15 protein-coding genes are annotated in these 19127 nt (G+C 60.2%); 1 reads left to right on the forward strand and 14 read right to left on the reverse strand.

The window, feature by feature from the left end; translation table 11 throughout:
* Positions 1-166 precede the first annotated feature (166 nt).
* The 3 genes from fusA to rpsL all read right to left on the reverse strand — a co-directional run bounded on the left by fusA (position 167) and on the right by rpsL (position 3288).
* Positions 167-2293 carry an elongation factor G gene (gene fusA / locus ACGYLA_RS18485; RefSeq protein WP_209219795.1) on the reverse strand — a complete coding sequence of 709 codons (2127 nt, stop codon included), beginning with the start codon at positions 2291-2293 and terminating at the stop codon, positions 167-169.
* Positions 2294-2358: 65 nt separating this feature from the next.
* Entirely contained in the window at positions 2359-2829 is a 471-nt protein-coding gene (rpsG, locus tag ACGYLA_RS18490) for a 30S ribosomal protein S7 (RefSeq protein ID WP_067267956.1), read from the reverse strand.
* Between the two features lie 87 nt (positions 2830-2916).
* Positions 2917-3288: a 30S ribosomal protein S12 gene (rpsL, locus tag ACGYLA_RS18495; protein ID WP_007118826.1), complete on the reverse strand. Its 372-nt coding sequence runs from the start codon at positions 3286-3288 to the stop codon at positions 2917-2919.
* Between the two features lie 401 nt (positions 3289-3689).
* Between rpsL and ACGYLA_RS18500 the strand changes: the two genes are divergently transcribed.
* Positions 3690-4493: a putative rhamnosyl transferase gene (locus ACGYLA_RS18500; protein WP_394434428.1), complete on the forward strand. Its 804-nt coding sequence runs from the start codon at positions 3690-3692 to the stop codon at positions 4491-4493.
* Here ACGYLA_RS18500 and ACGYLA_RS18505 read toward each other — a convergent pair.
* From ACGYLA_RS18505 to ACGYLA_RS18555, 11 genes are all read right to left on the reverse strand, one after another.
* On the reverse strand, positions 4466-5353 hold the full coding sequence (locus ACGYLA_RS18505) for a DMT family transporter (protein ID WP_394434430.1): 888 nt from the start codon (positions 5351-5353) through the stop codon (positions 4466-4468). The genes ACGYLA_RS18500 and ACGYLA_RS18505 overlap by 28 nt on opposite strands.
* A 113-nt stretch (positions 5354-5466) precedes the next feature.
* Entirely contained in the window at positions 5467-5871 is a 405-nt protein-coding gene (locus ACGYLA_RS18510; RefSeq protein ID WP_394434432.1) for a two-component system response regulator, read from the reverse strand.
* Positions 5872-6051: 180 nt separating this feature from the next.
* Positions 6052-10302, reverse strand: coding sequence for a DNA-directed RNA polymerase subunit beta' (rpoC, locus tag ACGYLA_RS18515; RefSeq protein WP_394434434.1), 4251 nt, complete (start codon positions 10300-10302; stop codon positions 6052-6054).
* A gap of 94 nt (positions 10303-10396) precedes the next feature.
* On the reverse strand, positions 10397-14533 hold the full coding sequence (rpoB, locus tag ACGYLA_RS18520) for a DNA-directed RNA polymerase subunit beta (protein ID WP_394434436.1): 4137 nt from the start codon (positions 14531-14533) through the stop codon (positions 10397-10399).
* 243 nt (positions 14534-14776) lie between these two features.
* A complete protein-coding gene (gene rplL / locus ACGYLA_RS18525; protein WP_067267945.1) occupies positions 14777-15148 on the reverse strand; it encodes a 50S ribosomal protein L7/L12 in 372 nt (123 codons plus the stop codon).
* A gap of 74 nt (positions 15149-15222) precedes the next feature.
* Positions 15223-15738: a 50S ribosomal protein L10 gene (gene rplJ, locus ACGYLA_RS18530; protein WP_067267943.1), complete on the reverse strand. Its 516-nt coding sequence runs from the start codon at positions 15736-15738 to the stop codon at positions 15223-15225.
* Positions 15739-16010: 272 nt separating this feature from the next.
* Complete coding sequence (gene rplA, locus ACGYLA_RS18535) at positions 16011-16709, reverse strand: 50S ribosomal protein L1 (RefSeq protein ID WP_168612833.1); 699 nt, start codon at positions 16707-16709, stop codon at positions 16011-16013.
* Position 16710: 1 nt separating this feature from the next.
* Complete coding sequence (gene rplK, locus ACGYLA_RS18540; RefSeq protein ID WP_067622128.1) at positions 16711-17136, reverse strand: 50S ribosomal protein L11; 426 nt, start codon at positions 17134-17136, stop codon at positions 16711-16713.
* 144 nt (positions 17137-17280) lie between these two features.
* Positions 17281-17814, reverse strand: coding sequence for a transcription termination/antitermination protein NusG (nusG, locus tag ACGYLA_RS18545; protein ID WP_067264099.1), 534 nt, complete (start codon positions 17812-17814; stop codon positions 17281-17283).
* 207 nt (positions 17815-18021) lie between these two features.
* Positions 18022-18219 carry a preprotein translocase subunit SecE gene (gene secE / locus ACGYLA_RS18550; protein WP_007118815.1) on the reverse strand — a complete coding sequence of 66 codons (198 nt, stop codon included), beginning with the start codon at positions 18217-18219 and terminating at the stop codon, positions 18022-18024.
* Between the two features lie 76 nt (positions 18220-18295).
* The gene (locus tag ACGYLA_RS18555) at positions 18296-18655 is read right to left on the reverse strand and encodes a hypothetical protein (RefSeq protein ID WP_394434438.1); all 360 of its coding nucleotides are present in this window, start codon (positions 18653-18655) and stop codon (positions 18296-18298) included.
* Positions 18656-19127 lie beyond the last annotated feature (472 nt).

Genomic DNA, 19127 nt, shown 5'->3' on the forward strand with positions numbered 1-19127 from the left:
TACCGTGGTCAACGTGGCCGATCGTGCCGATGTTGACGTGCGGTTTGGTGCGTTCAAACTTTGCCTTTGCCATGGTGTTGGCTCCTTTTGGTCTTTCTCAATGGTGTATGCGCAGCACACACCCAACGATTTGGGTCGGCGCGCGGTTTCCCACGCGCCGATTTCCTTAAGCGAACTTGGCCTGAATCTCGTCCGAGATGTTCTGCGGCACGGGTTCGTAGTGGTCGAACTGCATGGTGAAGTTCGCACGACCCGACGACATCGAACGGAGGGTGTTGATGTAGCCGAACATGTTGGCCAGCGGCACGAAGGCGTCGATCGCGATGGCATTGCCGCGCGTATCTTGCCCCTGCACCTGGCCCCGACGAGATGTCAGGTCACCGATGATGCCACCGGTGTACTCTTCCGGGGTCACAACTTCGACCTTCATGATCGGTTCCAGCAGCTTGGCGCCAGCTTTCTTCATGCCTTCGCGCATACCCATACGGGCGGCGATTTCGAAGGCCAGAACGCTGGAGTCAACGTCGTGGAACTTACCGTCGATCAGGGCAACCTTGAAGTCGATGACCGGGAAGCCCGCAAGCGGACCGGAGTCCAGAACCGACTTGATACCCTTTTCCACGCCCGGGATGTATTCCTTGGGAATGGCACCACCGACGATGCGGCTCTCAAAGGAGTAACCTTCGCCCGGCTCGGTCGGCGTCAGGATCATCTTGACCTCACCGAACTGACCCGAACCACCCGACTGTTTCTTGTGGGTGTAGGTGATTTCGGCTTCGCGGCTGATGGTCTCACGATAGGCAACCTGAGGCGCACCGATGTTCGCTTCAACCTTGAACTCACGCTTCAGACGGTCGACGAGGATGTCGAGGTGAAGTTCGCCCATGCCCTTCATGATGGTCTGACCGGATTCCAGATCGGTCTCGACGCGGAAGGAGGGGTCTTCGGCGGCCAGACGGGCCAGACCTGCAGACATCTTTTCCTGGTCGGCCTTGGTTTTCGGCTCGACCGCGATCTCGATCACCGGATCGGGGAAGGTCATGGTTTCGAGGACGACCGGATCGTTCTGCGCGCAGAGCGTGTCACCGGTGGTGGTGTCCTTAAGACCCGCCAGCGCAATGATGTCGCCCGCGAAGGCTTCTTCGATTTCCTCGCGGTTGTTGGAGTGCATCATCATCATACGACCGACGCGCTCTTTCTTACCCTTGGTCGAGTTCAGAAGCGTGTCACCCTTGCGCAGAACGCCCGAGTAGATGCGGGTGAAGGTCAGCGAGCCGACGAAGGGGTCGTTCATGATTTTGAACGCAAGGCCCGAGAACGCCATGTCGTCATCCGCGCGGCGCGGGATGTTGCGGGTCTCGGTCTCGTCGCCCGGCTTGAAGCCCATGTAGTCGACAACGTCCAGCGGGCTGGGCAGATAGTCGATCACGGCGTTCAAGAGCGGCTGAACACCTTTGTTCTTGAAGGCGGAGCCACAGAGAACGGGGATGAATTTGATGGCCAAAGTACCCTTGCGGATCAGGTCGCGCAGGGTGTCGACGTCGGGCTCGGCGCCGTCCATCAGGTAGTTTTCCATCGCCTCGTCGTCCATCTCGACCGCGGTCTCGATGAGCTTGGCACGCCATTCGTCGGCGGTCTCTTTCAGGCTGTCACGGATTTCGCGCTGTTCCCAGGCGGCACCGAGGTCTTCACCGGCCCAGACCCATTCTTTCATGGTCACGAGGTCGACGATGCCTTCCAGCTCGTTCTCTGCGCCGATCGGGATCTGGATCGGAGCAGGCGTGGCGCCTGTGCGGTCCTTGATCATGTGCACGCAGTTGAAGAAGTCCGCGCCGATCTTGTCCATCTTGTTGACGAAAACGATACGCGGCACCTTGTAGCGGTCAGCCTGACGCCAGACGGTTTCGGTCTGCGGCTCAACACCGGCGTTGGCGTCGAGAACGGCAACCGCACCGTCGAGAACGGCCAGCGAACGCTCAACTTCGATGGTGAAGTCAACGTGGCCGGGGGTGTCGATGATGTTCATCCGGAACTTGGTGTCGGATGTCGCATCGGCTGTGGGCTCTTCCTGACGCTGCCAGAAAGTGGTGGTCGCGGCGGAGGTAATGGTGATGCCGCGCTCTTGTTCCTGCTCCATCCAGTCCATGGTTGCGGCGCCGTCGTGCACCTCACCAATGTTGTGGCTTTTGCCGGTGTAGAACAGGATGCGTTCGGAACAAGTGGTTTTACCGGCATCGATGTGAGCCATGATGCCGAAGTTGCGGTAGCGTTGGAGCGGATAGTCGCGTGCCATGGGGCTGCTTCCTCGAAAATATCAGTACGAACGGATCGCGCCCGAAACCGGGCGCGACGTTGAGATTACCAGCGGTAGTGGCTGAACGCTTTGTTCGCGTCGGCCATCTTGTGCGTATCTTCGCGCTTTTTAACAGCGGTACCACGGGACTGCACAGCGTCCAGCAGCTCGCCGGCAAGGCGTTCTTCCATGGTGTTTTCGTTACGCGCACGGGCGGCTTTGATCAACCAGCGGATCGCCAGCGCTTGACGACGCTCGGGGCGCACTTCGACGGGCACCTGATAGGTGGCACCACCAACGCGGCGCGAGCGCACTTCGACGGAAGGCTGGATGTTTTCCAGCGCTTCGTGGAACACTTCGATCGGCGCGCGCTTGATCTTGTCTTCGACGCGGGTCATCGCGTTGTAGACGATACGCTCGGCGACAGATTTCTTGCCGTCGATCATCAGGTTGTTCATGAATTTGGTGAGAACCAGATCGCCGTATTTGGCGTCTGGCAGGACTTCGCGTTTTTCAGCGGCGTGGCGGCGTGACATGTCAGTGTCTTCCTCTTGGCGGGTGGTGGGGCGCTGCCCCACCGAACATCGGGTGGATCGGCGGGGGCGGGCCCCACCGGTGCGAGATTACTTCGGACGCTTCGCGCCGTACTTCGAACGACGCTGCTTACGGTCTTTCACGCCCTGCGTATCAAGAACACCGCGCAGGATGTGGTAACGCACACCCGGAAGGTCTTTTACACGACCGCCGCGGATCAGAACCACGGAGTGTTCCTGAAGGTTGTGGCTCTCACCCGGGATGTAGGAGATCACTTCGAACCCGTTGGTCAGGCGCACCTTGGCAACCTTACGCATCGCCGAGTTCGGCTTTTTCGGTGTGGTGGTATACACGCGTGTGCAGACGCCGCGCTTTTGCGGGCACTCCTGCAGGTGCATGGATTTCGAACGTTTGACTTTCGGCTGCCGCGGCTTGCGGATCAGCTGTTGGATCGTTGGCATTCCGGTTATATCCCCGTATCGCTCAGATTGTGTACACGGGGGATCCCCCATGCGGCTAATTTCGGTTACTTCATGCGTCCACAAAGCGAAATGACCGCAACGTTCCCGTACCGAGGAAAACGACGCGGTGGGTTAACAGAGGATCGGGCCAGTAGTAGGCCGGATCGTGACCACTTCAGTTATGAATTCGGACTGGCAGAGCGGCCTCCACCTCCGAGATAGCGGGCGTATAGAGCGTCGCGCGGGGCCTGTCAACAGGTGGGCCCCGGTGGGGGCGCGGAGGTTTGCCGGGTGATGGCCCGGCGCCTGCGGGTTGATTCCGTGCCCGGGTGCCACATTCCGCCCTTGCCACGCCCCTGCCCCGCTCGCCATAGTTCGGCGAAGGACAGAAGGAAACCTCCATGCAAGCGATCGGCCTTTGCCGCTTTTCTTACCCGGCCTTGGGCGGCTTTCAAGTCGGCCACGAGACCACCGAGGAACGCATCGCCTATCTCTACGACGCGGCCCGGCTTGAGGAACGTTTCCGCCTTCTCGAAACCGTCGCCCTGCCCTGCCTGAAAGCGCAGACAGACCCGGACTTCTCGATCGTCTTCGTCATCGGCGACCAGTTCCCGGCGCCCCACGCCCGACGCCTCGAATCGCTGCTGGCCGACTTGCCGCAGGCGGTTATTCACCGCGAGCCGCCGCGCAATCATCGGGAGGTGATGAAGGAGGTTCTCAACGCTGCGCGGATCAACCCGCAGGAACCTTGCCTGCAATTCCGCTACGACGACGATGATGCCGTCTCGGTCGACTTCATCGCCCGGCTCCGCCAAACGGTCGCGCAAAGCGCGGGTCTGCTGAAAGGCCAGCGCTCCGTCGCCTTTGACTGGCCCAAGGGCTATGTCGCGGAGTTCGGCCCGCAGGGCATTCGCGCCGCCGAAGTGTACCGCCCGCTGAACGTCGCGGCACTTGCGATGTATGTGAAGGGCGGCAGCCCACTCACCATCATGAACTTCGCCCATGAGAAACTGCCGCGCTTCATGCCCTGCGTCAGCCTGCCCGATGCGGCGATGTTCGTGCGCAGCCACAACCGCTCGAACGATTCGCGGCAAGGGCTGGCGCGGCATGTAGAGGTGGCCCCGCTGGATGCCGAAGGCGACGCGCTGTTTCACAAACGGTTCGCCATCGACCAAGCTCAGGTGCGGCGCGTCTTCTCGGCCTGAACCTTCAACTTCCGCTCGCGGTAGAGGGTGAAGACCCCCGTGGCCACCACGATCGCCGCGCCGATGAGGGTCAAGGCCCCCGGCCAGTCACCAAAGACGACCCAGCCCAGCAAGAGTGCCCAGAGAAGCCCGGTGTAGCGAAACGGCGCGATGAAGCCGATATCGCCCACCCGCATCACTTGGATCGAAAAGAAATAGCCGCCTAGCACAAAGACCCCTGAGCCGCCGATCAGCGCGGCGACCGAGGGCGTCACCGGGGCCCAAGGCGCGCTCAGCGACGCCAAACCTGCCGCCGTCATCACCGACAGGGCGGTCACCAAAGTCACGGTCATTGAGGGCACCGCCGGGGACAGGGCACGGGTCGACAGGTCACGGACTGTTACGCAGAGCACGGCGATCAGAACGTAGATCGACCAGATATTGAACCCTTCCGCCCCCGGCTTGACGATCAGCAGCACGCCGCAGAAACCAATGCCGATGGCGACCAAACGCCGCCAGCCCACGGCCTGGCGGAACACCAGCGCCGCCGCTAGCGTCACCGAAAGCGGCACGACTTGAAGGATGGCGGTGACATTCGCCAAGGGCATGTTGAACAACGCGGTGAGAAAGAAATATGCCGCCGCGATCTCGGCCACCGAACGCAGGCCGATGACCTGCCAGTCCCGCGCTTGAAGCCGAAAATCGATCCGACCAAGCTGCCGACTAAGGGCCAAGATCAGCACCGAAGTCGTCACCCCCCGCAGGAACAACAGCTGAAACAGGGGCAGCGCCCCATCGGTCATTTTGAGCAGCGTGTCGTTAAACGTGAAACAGGCCATCGAGGCGATCATCAGCAGCGCGCCGATGGTATTGGGGGACATGAAAGCGCTCCGGGAAAAATGGTGCGGCTTATATCACTGCCGCCCCCGAATGACTGGCAGCGGCTACGGGAGCTGTCAAGAACGGCGGCCCGCGCCGCCCAGATTGGTGCGCTCTACTGGTTCGAAGCCTGCGCCACCGGCTGCTGCTGGCTGAGCAGCAGATTGCGCACCGTGCTGCGCAGCAACCCCGGCTCGACCGGCTTTTGCATCACCGTGGCCGCCAGATCGCGGAAGGCGTCATAGACCTCAAGATCGCGGGTGCGCCCGCTGAGAAAGATGATCGGCGTCCCGGCGATGGCCGGATTCTCGCCAAACCGATGGGCCAGTTCCAACCCGCCCATATCCGGCATGGAAATATCGCTGATGATCAGGTCAGGCTTGAGATCATCGACCACCGCCAGCGCATCGCGGGCGTTCAGACAGGAGACAAAGCTCAGCGACCTGTCGTCGGAAAAGATCATCTTGACCAGTTCCAGAACGATCGGGTCGTCGTCGATATGTAGAATGCGGGACGTCATCAAAGCACCTTACGACGGTTAAGCTTTTGCAAACCTATTCGGACTATGTGGCGGATATAAGGCTTTGGCCTTAGAAACCAGCCCCCCGGGGTGGTGTCTGGCCGCGGCATTTGCCCACCCCATAAAAAAGCCCCCGCAGCGTCACTGCGGGGGCTTTGGCTTTTCAATGCGGTGCTGCGATCAATCGCGGCTCTCGTCGTCACCGACCGCCGTGTTGAACACATCGCCACCGACGATGTCGTCCTCCACAGAGGCTTCCGGCGCGGCCAGACGGGCGGCGGCTTCGGCCTCTTCGCGGCGCGCTTCGATCACGACATTGTCGCGGTCTGTCGCCACTTTGCGCATCTGCTGGGTCGCACCGCCGGTACCGGCGGGGATCAGACGGCCCACGATGACGTTCTCTTTCAGACCGACCAGTTTGTCCCGCTTGCCCTGAACCGAAGCTTCGGTCAGCACGCGCGTTGTTTCCTGGAAGGACGCGGCAGAGATGAAGCTGCGGGTCTGCAGCGACGCCTTGGTGATGCCCAACAGGATCGGTTCGCCCTTGGCGGGGCGGCCACCCTTCTTGAGCGCCTTCTCGTTGGCCTGATCGAACTCCTGCTTGTCGACGTGTTCGCCCTTGAGCAGCGTGGTGTCGCCGCTTTCCTGGATTTCCCACTTCTGCAGCATCTGACGCACGATGACTTCGATGTGTTTGTCGTTAATCTTCACACCCTGCAGACGGTAAACGTCCTGCACTTCGTCAATCATGTACTCGGCCAAGGCTTCGACGCCCATGATCGCCAGAATGTCGTGCGGCGCGGGGTTGCCGTCCATGATGTAGTCACCCTTCTGCACGAAATCGCCTTCCGCAACGGGGATGTGTTTCCCCTTGGGCACCATGTATTCAACCTTCACGTCCGGATCATCCGAGCTTTCAATCGCGATGCGACGCTTGTTCTTGTAGTCCTTGCCAAAGCGGACATAGCCGTCGATTTCCGCGATGATGGCGTGATCCTTGGGGCGACGCGCCTCAAAGAGTTCGGCCACACGCGGCAGACCACCGGTAATGTCCTTGGTCTTGGCACCTTCACGCGGAATACGCGCGATGATGTCACCGGCCTGAACCTGCGTCTGGTCCTCAACGGACAGAACCGCATCCACCGACATCGGATAGGTCACCGGGTTGCCCGCATCGTTGCGGACCGGTTCGCCATCTTCACCGACCAAGATGATCTCGGGCTTAAGCTCGTTGCCCTTGGGGGCCGCGCGCCAGTCGATCACGATCTTCTGGGTCATGCCGGTTGCTTCGTCGGTGTCTTCCTTGACCGCGATGCCCGACACGAGGTCGACGTATTTGGTCGTACCGGGTTTCTCGGCGATGATCGGCAGGGTGTAAGGGTCCCATTCGAACAGCTTGTCACCGCGCGCCACGTCGACGCCTTCTTTGACGTGCAGCTTGGTGCCGTAGCCGATCTTGTGGCTGGCCCGCTCCTCACCATTCTCATCGACGATCAACAGCTTCATGTTCCGGCCCATGACGAGCACTTCACCGGCGCTGTTCTCAAGCGTCTGTGCGTTCTCGAAAGCGACCTTGCCCGACTGGCTGGCCTCAAGGAAGGACTGCTGACCACCCTGCGCAACACCGCCGATGTGGAAGGTCCGCATCGTCAGCTGTGTACCGGGTTCACCAATCGACTGGGCCGCGATGATGCCAACGGCCTCACCTTGGTTGACCAGCGTGCCGCGCGCGAGGTCACGGCCATAGCACATGGCGCAGACGCCCTCTTCGGCATCACAGGTCAGCGGGCTGCGGATCCGTGCGGACTGCACGCCAGCCTCGTCGATGGCATCCGACATGCGCTCGTCGATCAGCGTCCCCGCCGGGACGAGCACGTCGTCGGTGCCCGGCACGAGGATGTCGTCCGCCGCCACACGGCCCAGCAGACGCTCGGCCAGCGAAGAGACAACCTCACCATCGTTGACAGCCGCTTCGGCGGTGATCGCGGTTTCGGTGCCGCAGTCATGCTCGCGCACGATGCAGTCTTGCGCCACGTCCACCAGACGGCGTGTCAGGTAACCGGAGTTCGCTGTTTTCAGAGCGGTATCCGACAGACCTTTCCGCGCACCGTGTGTCGAGTTGAAGTACTCGAGAACGGTCAGACCTTCTTTAAAGTTCGAGATAATCGGCGTCTCGATGATGTCGCCGTTCGGCTTCGCCATCAAGCCGCGCATCCCGCCCAGCTGTTTCATCTGCGTGACCGAGCCACGAGCACCGGAGTGAGCCATCATGTAGACCGAGTTCGGCTCTTTCTCGGAACCGTTCTCATGGTGAGTCACGGCGGAGATGGAGCCCATCATCGCCTCGGTTACCTTGTCGTTACACTTCGACCATGCATCGACGACTTTGTTGTACTTTTCACCCTGAGTGATCAGGCCGTCCATATACTGCTGTTCAAAGTCCTTCACCTGCTCGCGGGTTTCTTCAACCAGCGGCCATTTGGTGTCGGGGATCAGCATGTCGTCCTTGCCGAAGGAGATGCCCGCTTTGAAAGCTTCGCGGAAACCCATGGTCATGATCTGGTCACAGAAGATGACCGACTCTTTCTGACCGCAGTAACGGTAGACGGTGTCGATGACCTGCTGCACTTCTTTCTTGCGCAGCAGACGGTTGACCAGATCAAACGGCGCTTTGGCGTTCAGCGGCAGAAGCGCACCAAGACGGATACGACCGGGGGTCGTGTCAAAGCGCATCATCACTTCGTTGCCTTCAGCGTCGATCTGTTTGATCCGCGCCTTGATCTTCGAGTGCAGGTGAACCGCACCGGCGTCGAGGGCGTGCTGCACCTCGTCGACGGAGCCGAAGACCATGCCTTCGCCAACCATGCCTTCACGCTCAAGAGTCGTGTAGTAGAGACCCAAGATCATATCCTGCGACGGCACGATGATCGGCGCGCCGTTCGCGGGCGACAGAACGTTGTTCGTGGACATCATCAGAACACGCGCTTCCAGCTGGGCTTCCAGCGAGAGCGGGACGTGAACGGCCATCTGGTCACCGTCGAAGTCGGCGTTAAAGGCCGAGCAGACCAGCGGGTGCAGCTGGATCGCCTTGCCTTCGATCAGGACGGGTTCAAACGCCTGAATGCCAAGACGGTGCAGCGTCGGCGCGCGGTTGAGCATGACGGGGTGTTCACGGATCACCTCATCCAGAATGTCCCAAACCTCGGGACGCTCTTTCTCGACCAACTTCTTCGCCTGCTTCACGGTGGAGGACAGACCTTTGGCCTCAAGCCGCGAGTAGATGAACGGCTTGAAGAGTTCCAAGGCCATCTTCTTAGGCAGACCACATTGGTGCAGCTTCAACTCCGGGCCGGTCACAATGACCGAACGGCCGGAAAAGTCGACGCGCTTACCCAAAAGGTTCTGACGGAAGCGACCCTGCTTACCTTTCAGCATGTCCGAGAGCGACTTCAGCGGGCGCTTGTTGGCACCGGTGATGACGCGGCCACGGCGGCCGTTGTCGAACAGAGCATCGACGGATTCCTGCAGCATCCGCTTTTCGTTGCGGACGATGATGTCAGGCGCGCGCAGTTCGATCAGACGCTTCAAACGGTTGTTCCGGTTGATCACGCGGCGGTAGAGGTCGTTGAGGTCAGACGTCGCGAAGCGGCCACCGTCCAGCGGCACCAGCGGGCGCAGCTCGGGCGGGATAACCGGGATCACGGTCATGACCATCCACTCCGGACGGTTGCCGGATTCAAGGAAACTCTCGACCACTTTCAGACGTTTGATGATCTTCTTGGGCTTCAGCTCGCCTGTCGCCTCTTTCAGATCGGCGCGCAGGTTCTCGGCTTCGGCTTCAAGGTCGATCGCCGCCAGCATTTCGCGGATCGCTTCGGCGCCGATGTTGGCGGTGAAAGCGTCCATGCCATAGGCGTCTTGCGCGTCCATATATTCTTCTTCGGTCATCATCTGACCGTATTGAAGATCGGTGAGGCCCGGCTCGATCACGACGTAGTTCTCGAAGTAGAGCACGCGCTCGAGGTCACGCAGGGTCATGTCCAGCATCAGGCCGATGCGCGAGGGCAGCGACTTGAGGAACCAGATGTGCGCCACCGGCGAGGCCAGCTCGATGTGGCCCATACGCTCACGGCGGACCTTTTGCAGCGTGACTTCCACACCGCATTTCTCGCAGACGACGCCGCGATACTTCATGCGCTTATATTTGCCGCAGAGGCATTCGTAGTCTTTGATCGGGCCAAAGATACGCGCGCAGAACAGGCCGTCACGCTCAGGCTTGAACGTACGGTAGTTGATGGTTTCCGGCTTTTTGATCTCGCCGAAGGACCAGCTGAGGATCCGCTCGGGGGAGGCCAAAGAGACCTTAATTTCGTCAAACGCTTTTTGCGGCGTCAGCGGGTTGAACGGGTTGTTTGTCAGTTCCTGGTTCATTTTCAAATCCTTGAAAGGGGTGCGTTGGGAGTGAGGGGTGCCGTTTTCTTTGAAAGAAAACGGCCCGGAATTTTTGAAAAATTCCGTCTATGCCTCACTCATCCTCCTCCGCATCCAGGAGTTCCATATTCAGGCCGAGGCCGCGCACTTCCTTGACGAGAACGTTAAAGCTCTCAGGAATGCCCGCTTCGAAGTTATCCTCGCCCTTGACGATGCTTTCATAGACCTTGGTCCGGCCCGCGACGTCGTCCGACTTGACGGTCAGCATTTCCTGCAGGGTGTAGGCGGCGCCATAGGCTTCCAGAGCCCAGACTTCCATCTCACCGAAGCGCTGGCCACCGAACTGTGCCTTACCACCCAGCGGCTGCTGTGTGACGAGGCTGTACGGCCCGGTCGAACGCGCGTGGATCTTGTCGTCCACCAGGTGGTGCAGCTTCAGCAGGTACTTCACGCCGACGGTCACCGGACGCGCGAACTGCTCGCCTGTCCGACCATCGAAGAGCACCGACTGACCGGAGGTGTCGAACCCGGCCCGCTTGAGGCTGTCGTTCACGTCCGCTTCCTTGGCGCCGTCGAAGACCGGTGTGGCGATCGGCACGCCGCGGCGTACGTTGTCAGCCGCTTCCAGCAGCGTGTCCTCGTCCATGCCGGTGATGCCTTCTTCGTAGACATCCTCGCCATAGGCCAGTTGCATCGCTTCGCGCACCGGCGTCAGGTCACCCGAGCGGCGGTATTCCTGCAGCGCCTCATCCACGTTCAGGCCCAGACCGCGTGCGGCCCAACCCATATGCGTCTCGAGGATCTGACCGACGTTCATACGCGATGGCACACCCAGCGGGTTGAGGCAGAAATCGACCGGGGTACCATCGGCGAGGAACGGCATGTCCTCCATCGGCACCACTTTCGAGATCACACCCTTGTTCCCGTGACGACCGGCCATCTTGTCGCCCGGCTGCAGCTTGCGCTTCACCGCCACGAAGACCTTGACCATCTTCATCACGCCCGGGGGCAGGTCATCGCCACGGCGGACTTTCTCGACCTTGTCCTCGAAACGCGCATCCAAGGTCCGCTTCTGGATCTCGTACTGCTCGTTCAGGGCTTCGACGATCTTCGCGTCATCCTCGTCCTCAAGGGCCAGCTGCCACCACTGACCGCGGGTCAGGGTTTCCAGCAGTTCCTCGGTGATCTGGCTGTTCGCCTTCACGCCTTTCGGGCCTTTCACGGCAACCTTGCCGAGGATCATGTCCTTGAGACGCGCGTAAATGTTGCGATCGAGGATCGCCAGTTCGTCGTCCCGGTCACGGGCCAGACGTTCGACTTCCTCACGCTCGATCTGCAGCGCACGTTCGTCTTTCTCGACGCCGTGACGGTTGAAGACACGGACCTCGACAACAGTGCCGAAATCGCCCGGCTTCACGCGCAAGCTTGTGTCGCGCACGTCCGAGGCTTTCTCACCAAAGATGGCGCGCAGAAGCTTTTCTTCCGGCGTCATCGGGCTTTCGCCCTTCGGGGTGATCTTGCCGACGAGGATGTCGCCCGGCTCCACGTCCGCACCAATGTAGACGATGCCCGCTTCGTCAAGGTTGCGCAGCGCTTCCTCGCCGACGTTCGGGATGTCGCGGGTGATCTCTTCCGGCCCGAGCTTGGTGTCACGCGCGGCGACTTCGAATTCCTCGATGTGGATCGAGGTGAAGACGTCGTCGCGGGAGATCCGCTCGGAGATCAGGATGGAGTCTTCGTAGTTGTAGCCGTTCCACGGCATGAAGGCGACGACGACGTTCTTGCCGAGCGCCAGTTCCCCCATATCGGTCGACGGACCATCGGCGATGACCTGACCCTTGGTGACCTTCTCGCCCACCTTCACCAGCGGACGCTGGTTGATGCAGGTGTTCTGGTTCGAGCGCTGGAACTTGCGCATGCGGTAGATGTCCACGCCCGCGTCGCCCAGTTCCAGATCCTCGGTGGCCCGGATCACGATACGCGACGCATCGACTTGGTCGATGATACCCGCGCGGCGTGCCGTGTAGGCCGCGCCCGAATCGCGCGCCACAACTTCTTCGATGCCGGTGCCGACAAGCGGTGCCTCAGCTTGCAGAAGCGGTACGGCCTGACGTTGCATGTTCGAGCCCATGAGAGCGCGGTTGGCGTCGTCGTTTTCGAGGAACGGGATCAGCGAGGCAGCGACCGAGACCAACTGTTTCGGGCTCACGTCGATCAGGTCCACGTTCTCGGTCGGCGCCAGCGTGTAATCGCCGGACTGGCGGGTCGATACCATCTCGTTCACGAACTTCATGTCATCGTCGAGGTTGGCGTTCGCCTGCGCCACGGTGTGACGCATTTCCTCGGTCGCAGACATATAGTGCACCTCATCGGTGACCTTGCTGTCCTTCACAACGCGGTAAGGCGTTTCGATGAAGCCGTATTTGTTCACGCGGGCGAAAGTGGCCAGCGAGTTGATCAGACCGATGTTCGGACCTTCCGGCGTTTCAATCGGGCACATCCGGCCATAGTGTGTCGGGTGCACGTCGCGCACCTCGAAGCCCGCACGTTCACGGGTCAGACCGCCCGGCCCAAGCGCCGAAAGACGACGCTTGTGCGTCACCTCCGACAGCGGGTTGGTTTGGTCCATGAACTGCGACAGCTGCGAGGAGCCGAAGAATTCACGCACCGCAGCCGCGGCGGGCTTGGCGTTGATCAGGTCTTGCGGCATCACGGTGTCGATCTCGACCGAGGACATACGCTCTTTGATCGCGCGCTCCATGCGCAGCAGGCCAACGCGGTACTGGTTTTCCATCAGCTCGCCGACCGAACGCACACGGCGGTTGCCGAGGTGGTCGATGTCGTCAATGTCGCCGCGGCCATCGCGGAGGTCCACCAGCGCCTTGATACAGGCGACGATGTCATCACGGTCCAGCGTGCGCTGCGTGTCGGGCTTATCAAGCGCCAGACGCATGTTCATTTTCACGCGGCCAACAGCCGAGAGGTCATAGCGTTCGCTATCGAAGAACAGCGTGTCGAAGAGCGCGGAGGCGGCCTCGACGGTGGGCGGCTCGCCCGGGCGCATGACGCGGTAGATGTCCATGAGCGCGGTGTCGCGGTTCATGTTCTTGTCCATCGCCATGGTGTTGCGCATGTAGGGGCCGACGTTGACGTTGTCGATGTCCAGCAGCGGAATTTCGGTGATGCCGGCGTCGATCAGCTCCTTCGCGGTGCCGCCGATCAGCGTGCCGTCCTTGTCGTATTCCAGCGTCAACTCGTCACCGGCCTCGACGTAGATCGCACCGGTTTCCTCGTTGATGATGTCACGCGCGACGAACTTGCCGACGATGTGGTCGAAGGGCAGCAGCAGTTCCTTGACCTTGCCTTCGTCCAAGAGTTTCTTGACCGCACGGGGGGTGACTTTCTTGCCGGCCTCGAAGAGGATCTCGCCGGTGTTGGCGTCGATCAGATCGTAGGTCGGACGGGTGCCGCGCACGCGGTCGGGGAAGAAGGGCGCAACCCAACCCTTGTTCTTCTCCAACTTGAAGGTGACGGTGTTGTAATAGGCATTCATGATGCCTTCTTGGTCCAGCCCCAGGGCATAGAGCAGGGTCGTCACCGGCAGCTTGCGGCGACGGTCGATGCGGGCATAGACGATGTCCTTGGCGTCGAACTCGAAGTCCAGCCAGGAGCCGCGGTAGGGGATGATGCGGCAGGCGAAGAGCAGCTTGCCCGAGGAGTGGGTCTTGCCCTTGTCGTGGTCAAAGAACACGCCCGGGGAGCGGTGCATCTGGGAGACGATCACACGCTCGGTGCCGTTGACAACGAAGGTGCCGTTCGGGGTCATCAGGGGCATGTCGCCCATGAAGACGTCTTGTTCCTTAATGTCTTTGACGGACTTGGCGCCGGTGTCTTCGTCCACATCGAACACGATGAGGCGCAGTGTCACCTTCAAAGGCGCGCTGTAGGTCATGTCGCGCTGCTGGCATTCCTCAACGTCGTACTTGGGCTTTTCCAGCTCGTACTTGACGTATTCGAGTACCGAAGTTTCGTTAAAGTCCTTGATCGGGAAGACCGACTGGAAAACGCCCGTGATCCCCTCACCATCGGTGGGGATCTCGGCGTCGCCGGAATTCAGGAACAAATCATAGGAGGATTTCTGAACCTCGATGAGGTTCGGCATCTCCAGCACTTCGCGGATCTTGCCGTAATATTTACGCAGACGTTTCTGGCCAAGGAAGGATTGTGCCATGTGTCGTGTCACCTTTCGTGTCTCTCGCCGAGCGCATCAACCACCGGGGCCGTGGTGCGCGCCCATAAGAGCGGAAAATCCGGGTCAATTCTTGGAATGCGTCCCACTGCACCCCTTCCGACCTTGGACCTCTCCAGAGAAATGCTCCCGCGGGGAACATTCGTCAAAACAGGTCAGGCTGGACAGGAAAATTCCCGTCCAGCCCTTGTTCATGCGTGGTGCGTGAGGACACGCACCTCTGGCTTAGGCCAGCTCGACTTCGGCGCCAGCTGCTTCCAGCTTGCCTTTGATGTCTTCGGCTTCGGCTTTGTCGACGCCTTCTTTGATCTTGCCACCGGCTTCGACCAGGTCTTTGGCTTCTTTCAGGCCGAGACCTGTGATGCCGCGGACTTCCTTGATCACGTTGATCTTGGATGCGCCGGCGTTCTTCAGAACGACGTCGAATTCGGTCTTTTCTTCTTCGGCAGCGCCACCTTCAGCAGGGCCGGCCATCATCACTGCGCCGCCAGCGGCGGGCTCGATGCCGTACTCGTCTTTCAGGATGGTTTTCAGTTCTTGTGCTTCAAGCAGAGTCAGACCAACGATGTCTTCTGCCAGTTTTTTCAGATCAGCCATGTTTAGCTCTTTCCGTTACGATATGTGTGTTCCAACGCGCGTGTTCAACCCGTGCGCCAGTTTGACGATTTGCCTTACGCAGCCGCCTTGTCCTCGATGGTGGACAAGATGGATGCGATGTTGCTTGCAGGTGCGCCAATGGCCCCGGCGATGTTCGAAGCAGGTGCGCCAAGCATGCCCGCGATGGAGGAGATAAGCTCCTCGCGCGAAGGCATTTTCGACACGGCTTCGACACCGGCGGCGTCCAACGCGTTCTCACCCATTGCGCCGCCGAGGATAACAAGCTTGCTGTTTTCCTTGGCGAACTCCTGAGCAACCTTGGCCGCGGCCACAGGATCCTCAGAGTAGGTCAGAACGGTCATACCCGTCAGAAGGTCAGCAATGCTTTCGCATGGCTTGCCCTCAAGGGCGATCTTGGCGAGCCTGTTTTTGGCAACACGCACGGCCCCGCCGGCAGCGCGTGCGCGCGCCCGAAGGTCCTGCATTTCGGCAACTGTCAAACCGACGTAGTGGCTAACCACAACGACGCCAGAGCTTTCAAAGATTTGGCCGAGTTCGTCGACCAACTGTTCTTTTTGTGCTCTATCCACAGTTTCACTCCAAATTTGGGGGTTGCCCCCCGGCTCAGTTCAGGATGCGGTCTTCTGCACCCCATTCGGGTCCAATGTCAGGGTCCCGGCCAAAACCGCCCGAAGGCAGGAATTTCCGGTTTCCCATCTCAGGAAGGAATTATTCAGGCCGTGGCCCAAACCCTCCGTCTCGGACAGACGCGCGGACCGATCTTCTGGTCCTTGCGTATCTGGCGACCGAAGCCGCCAAATCTCGGGTCGTAAGGTGGGAGGCTGGCCCCCACCCCACAGGATCACTCGGCGGTTGCGTTTTCGACAGCAACCGACACGCCTGGGCCCATTGTGGAGCTCAGGTTGATCTTTTTCATATATGTGCCTTTGGCACCGGCAGGCTTGGCTTTGGACACCGCGCCAACGAAGGCACGGATGTTCTCAACCAGCTTGGCTTCGTCGAAGGACAGTTTGCCAACGCCTGCATGGACGACACCGCCCTTTTCGGCTTTGAACTGAACTTCACCGCCCTTGGCCGCTTTCACGGCGTCAGCGACGTCCATGGTCACGGTGCCAACCTTGGGGTTCGGCATCAGGTTGCGCGGGCCAAGCACTTTACCCAGACGGCCAACGATCGGCATCATGTCGGGTGTCGCGATGCAACGATCGAAGTCGATCTTGCCGGACTGCACGGTTTCCATCAGGTCTTCTGCGCCAACGATATCTGCGCCAGCCTTTTCGGCTTCTTCAGCTTTCGCACCACGGGCGAAGACAGCAACGCGCATGGTTTTGCCGGTGCCGTTGGGCAGACCGACAACGCCGCGGACCATCTGGTCTGCGTGACGCGGGTCAACACCGAGGTTCATCGCGATCTCGATGGTTTCGTCGAACTTCGCGGTGGCGTTCGCTTTGATGAGGCTTACCGCTTCTTCAACGGTGATCTCTTCTTTGCCAGCAAAAGCTTCACGGGCGGCGCGGGTGCGTTTTCCAAGTTTTGCCATCTTACTTCACCTCGATGCCCATGGACCGGGCAGAGCCCAGAATGATTTTCATCGCCGCTTCCACGTCGTTCGCGGACAGGTCGGCGGCTTTTGCTTCTGCGATTTCGCGCAACTGCTTGGTGGTCACGGTGCCGACGGTTTCACGCGAAGGCGTTTTCGCGCCGGAGTTCACCTTGGCAGCTTTTTTCAGGTAGTAGGACGCCGGGGGCGTCTTGATGTCCATGGTGAAGGACTTGTCCTGATAGTAGCTGATCACGGTGGGGCACGGTGCGCCCGGCTCCATGTCTGCGGTCTTGGCGTTGAACGCCTTGCAGAATTCCATGATGTTGATGCCGCGCTGACCGAGGGCGGGACCCACGGGCGGGGACGGGTTTGCTTGACCCGCTTTAACTTGCAACTTCATCGTACCGACGAGTTTCTTGGCCATTGGCCTTCTCCTTTCAACACCCTTGGGGCGCGCCCCGCGGGTTCTTCGTTGCGTGGTGCGGGCCTAGACGCCGCGGCGCCCGTCCCTCCCACAATGACCGACACCCTCAGATGCCGGGATGGCGGGGTGTACCCCGCCGCACACTCAGACCTGCTTGTTGACCTGAGTGAATTCCAATTCAACCGGGGTCTCCCGGCCAAAGATCGAGACCGAAACCTTGAGACGCTGGTTCTCGTCGTCCACCTCTTCGATCATGCCGTCGAAATCCTCAAACGGACCATCGGCGACCTTCACTTTCTCACCGACCTCGAAGTGGATCAGCGTGCGCGGCGCTTCTTCGCCTTCCTGCACGCGACCCAAGATCGCCTGAACCTCGGCATCGCGCATCGGCATCGGACGGCCCTGCGGTCCAAGGAAACCGGTGACGCGGTTGATCGAGTTGATCAGGTGATAGCCTGCGTCGGACATTTCCATATGCACCAGCACATAGCCGGGCATGAAGCGACGCTCGGTTGTCACCTTCTTGCCGCGCCGGACCTCGATCACCTCTTCGGTGGGCACCAGCACTTCGTCGATCTGGTCTTCAAGTTCCTGCTCGGCCACGGACGCGCGGATCTGCTCGGCGATCTTCTTTTCGAAGTTCGACAGGACACTGACCGAATACCACCGTTTTGCCATCTGAACTCTGGTCCCTGTCTTGCCATGCGGGCTGCCCCGGCATGAAATTCGTCAATTAACACGGGGGCCAAGCCCCGCAACATCTGAACAAAAAATCGGCGCGCAACTCGAATCGCCGCACGCCCTTTTCAGGTCAGGTCTGCGCAATAGCCCGCGCAGACGCAGGTTTCAAGGGTGTAAAGATAAAATCACCCATGCGGGCGGTGCTCAGCCGAACATCCCAAGGATCTGCTGCAAACCGCCGCGGATCAGGATATCGACAATCGCAAAGAAAACAGCTGTCAGTGCGGCAAGGATAAAGACCATCACCGTGGTCAGCATCACTTCGCGCTTTGTCGGCCAAACAACCTTTGCAACTTCGGTGCGAACCTGCTGGATGAACTGAAGCGGATTGGTGGTGGCCATGACATCTTTCCCTGTTGCCCGATTGGGCGGATGTAACGGGTCCGCCCCCTAGTTTCAAGACATCTTCGCGCGCGCCTCAGCCTTCCGGGTCGCGCAGACGATCGAACCGGCGGTCAAGCGCCGCGTCATGCCGCGCCTCTGCCGCTGCCATCTCGCCAAAGTCAGGAAGATACAGCCCGTCGACGGTGCCTTCGGGGAATCGGTCGAGCATGGCGTCCCATTTCATGGCGAAAGCATCCAAACGCGCATGAAGCGCCGCCGCACGCTCGGGCCGCCGCGCGGCATACCAGCGCCCAAGCGCCATCGCTCGCTGCCAAAACCCATCATAACCGAGGGCGAGGAAGACCCCCAACACGACAAACACTGTAACGAATAGCACGCCGAACACTAACCAAGGGCGCAGAACCATCGCCAGCGCTAGAAGGCTGAGGATCACCGCCCGGGCCGGAGGACGTTTCGCACGAATCCTATGGCGTGACGCCTTCCTAATTTTAACGTCAACGGCTTCCGGCTCCGGCAAATCCGGAAAAGCCACGCGCCCCGGCCGCCGAGGGGCCACCGGCGGCTCTGCCAGCCCCGAACCGGCGCGTGGGTCCGGAGCACTCTCCGCATCTGCCATGACATTCCGAATCGCAGACATCGCGGCGGGGTCCAAGTCGGACGAAGAAGTGGCAGCCTTATCAATGGGGGGCGTCATATCAGTCTCTCTACGCAGTTGCGAAAGAGTTACCGATCCATTGCGCCAAGTGAAGGGCGGAAAATAGACAGTTATTGGGCACCACTCCCCGCCCCCCTCAAACACAAAACCGCCGCAGCTATGAGCTGCGGCGGTTTTGTTAATCTGATCATCGTAGAGAGATACTGTAGTCTAGGAACTTATTAGGTTTGGCGATGACCTACTCTCCCAC

This window comes from Sulfitobacter sp. 1A13679 (assembly GCF_043557115.1).
In the GTDB taxonomy this organism is placed as follows: domain Bacteria; phylum Pseudomonadota; class Alphaproteobacteria; order Rhodobacterales; family Rhodobacteraceae; genus Sulfitobacter; species Sulfitobacter faviae.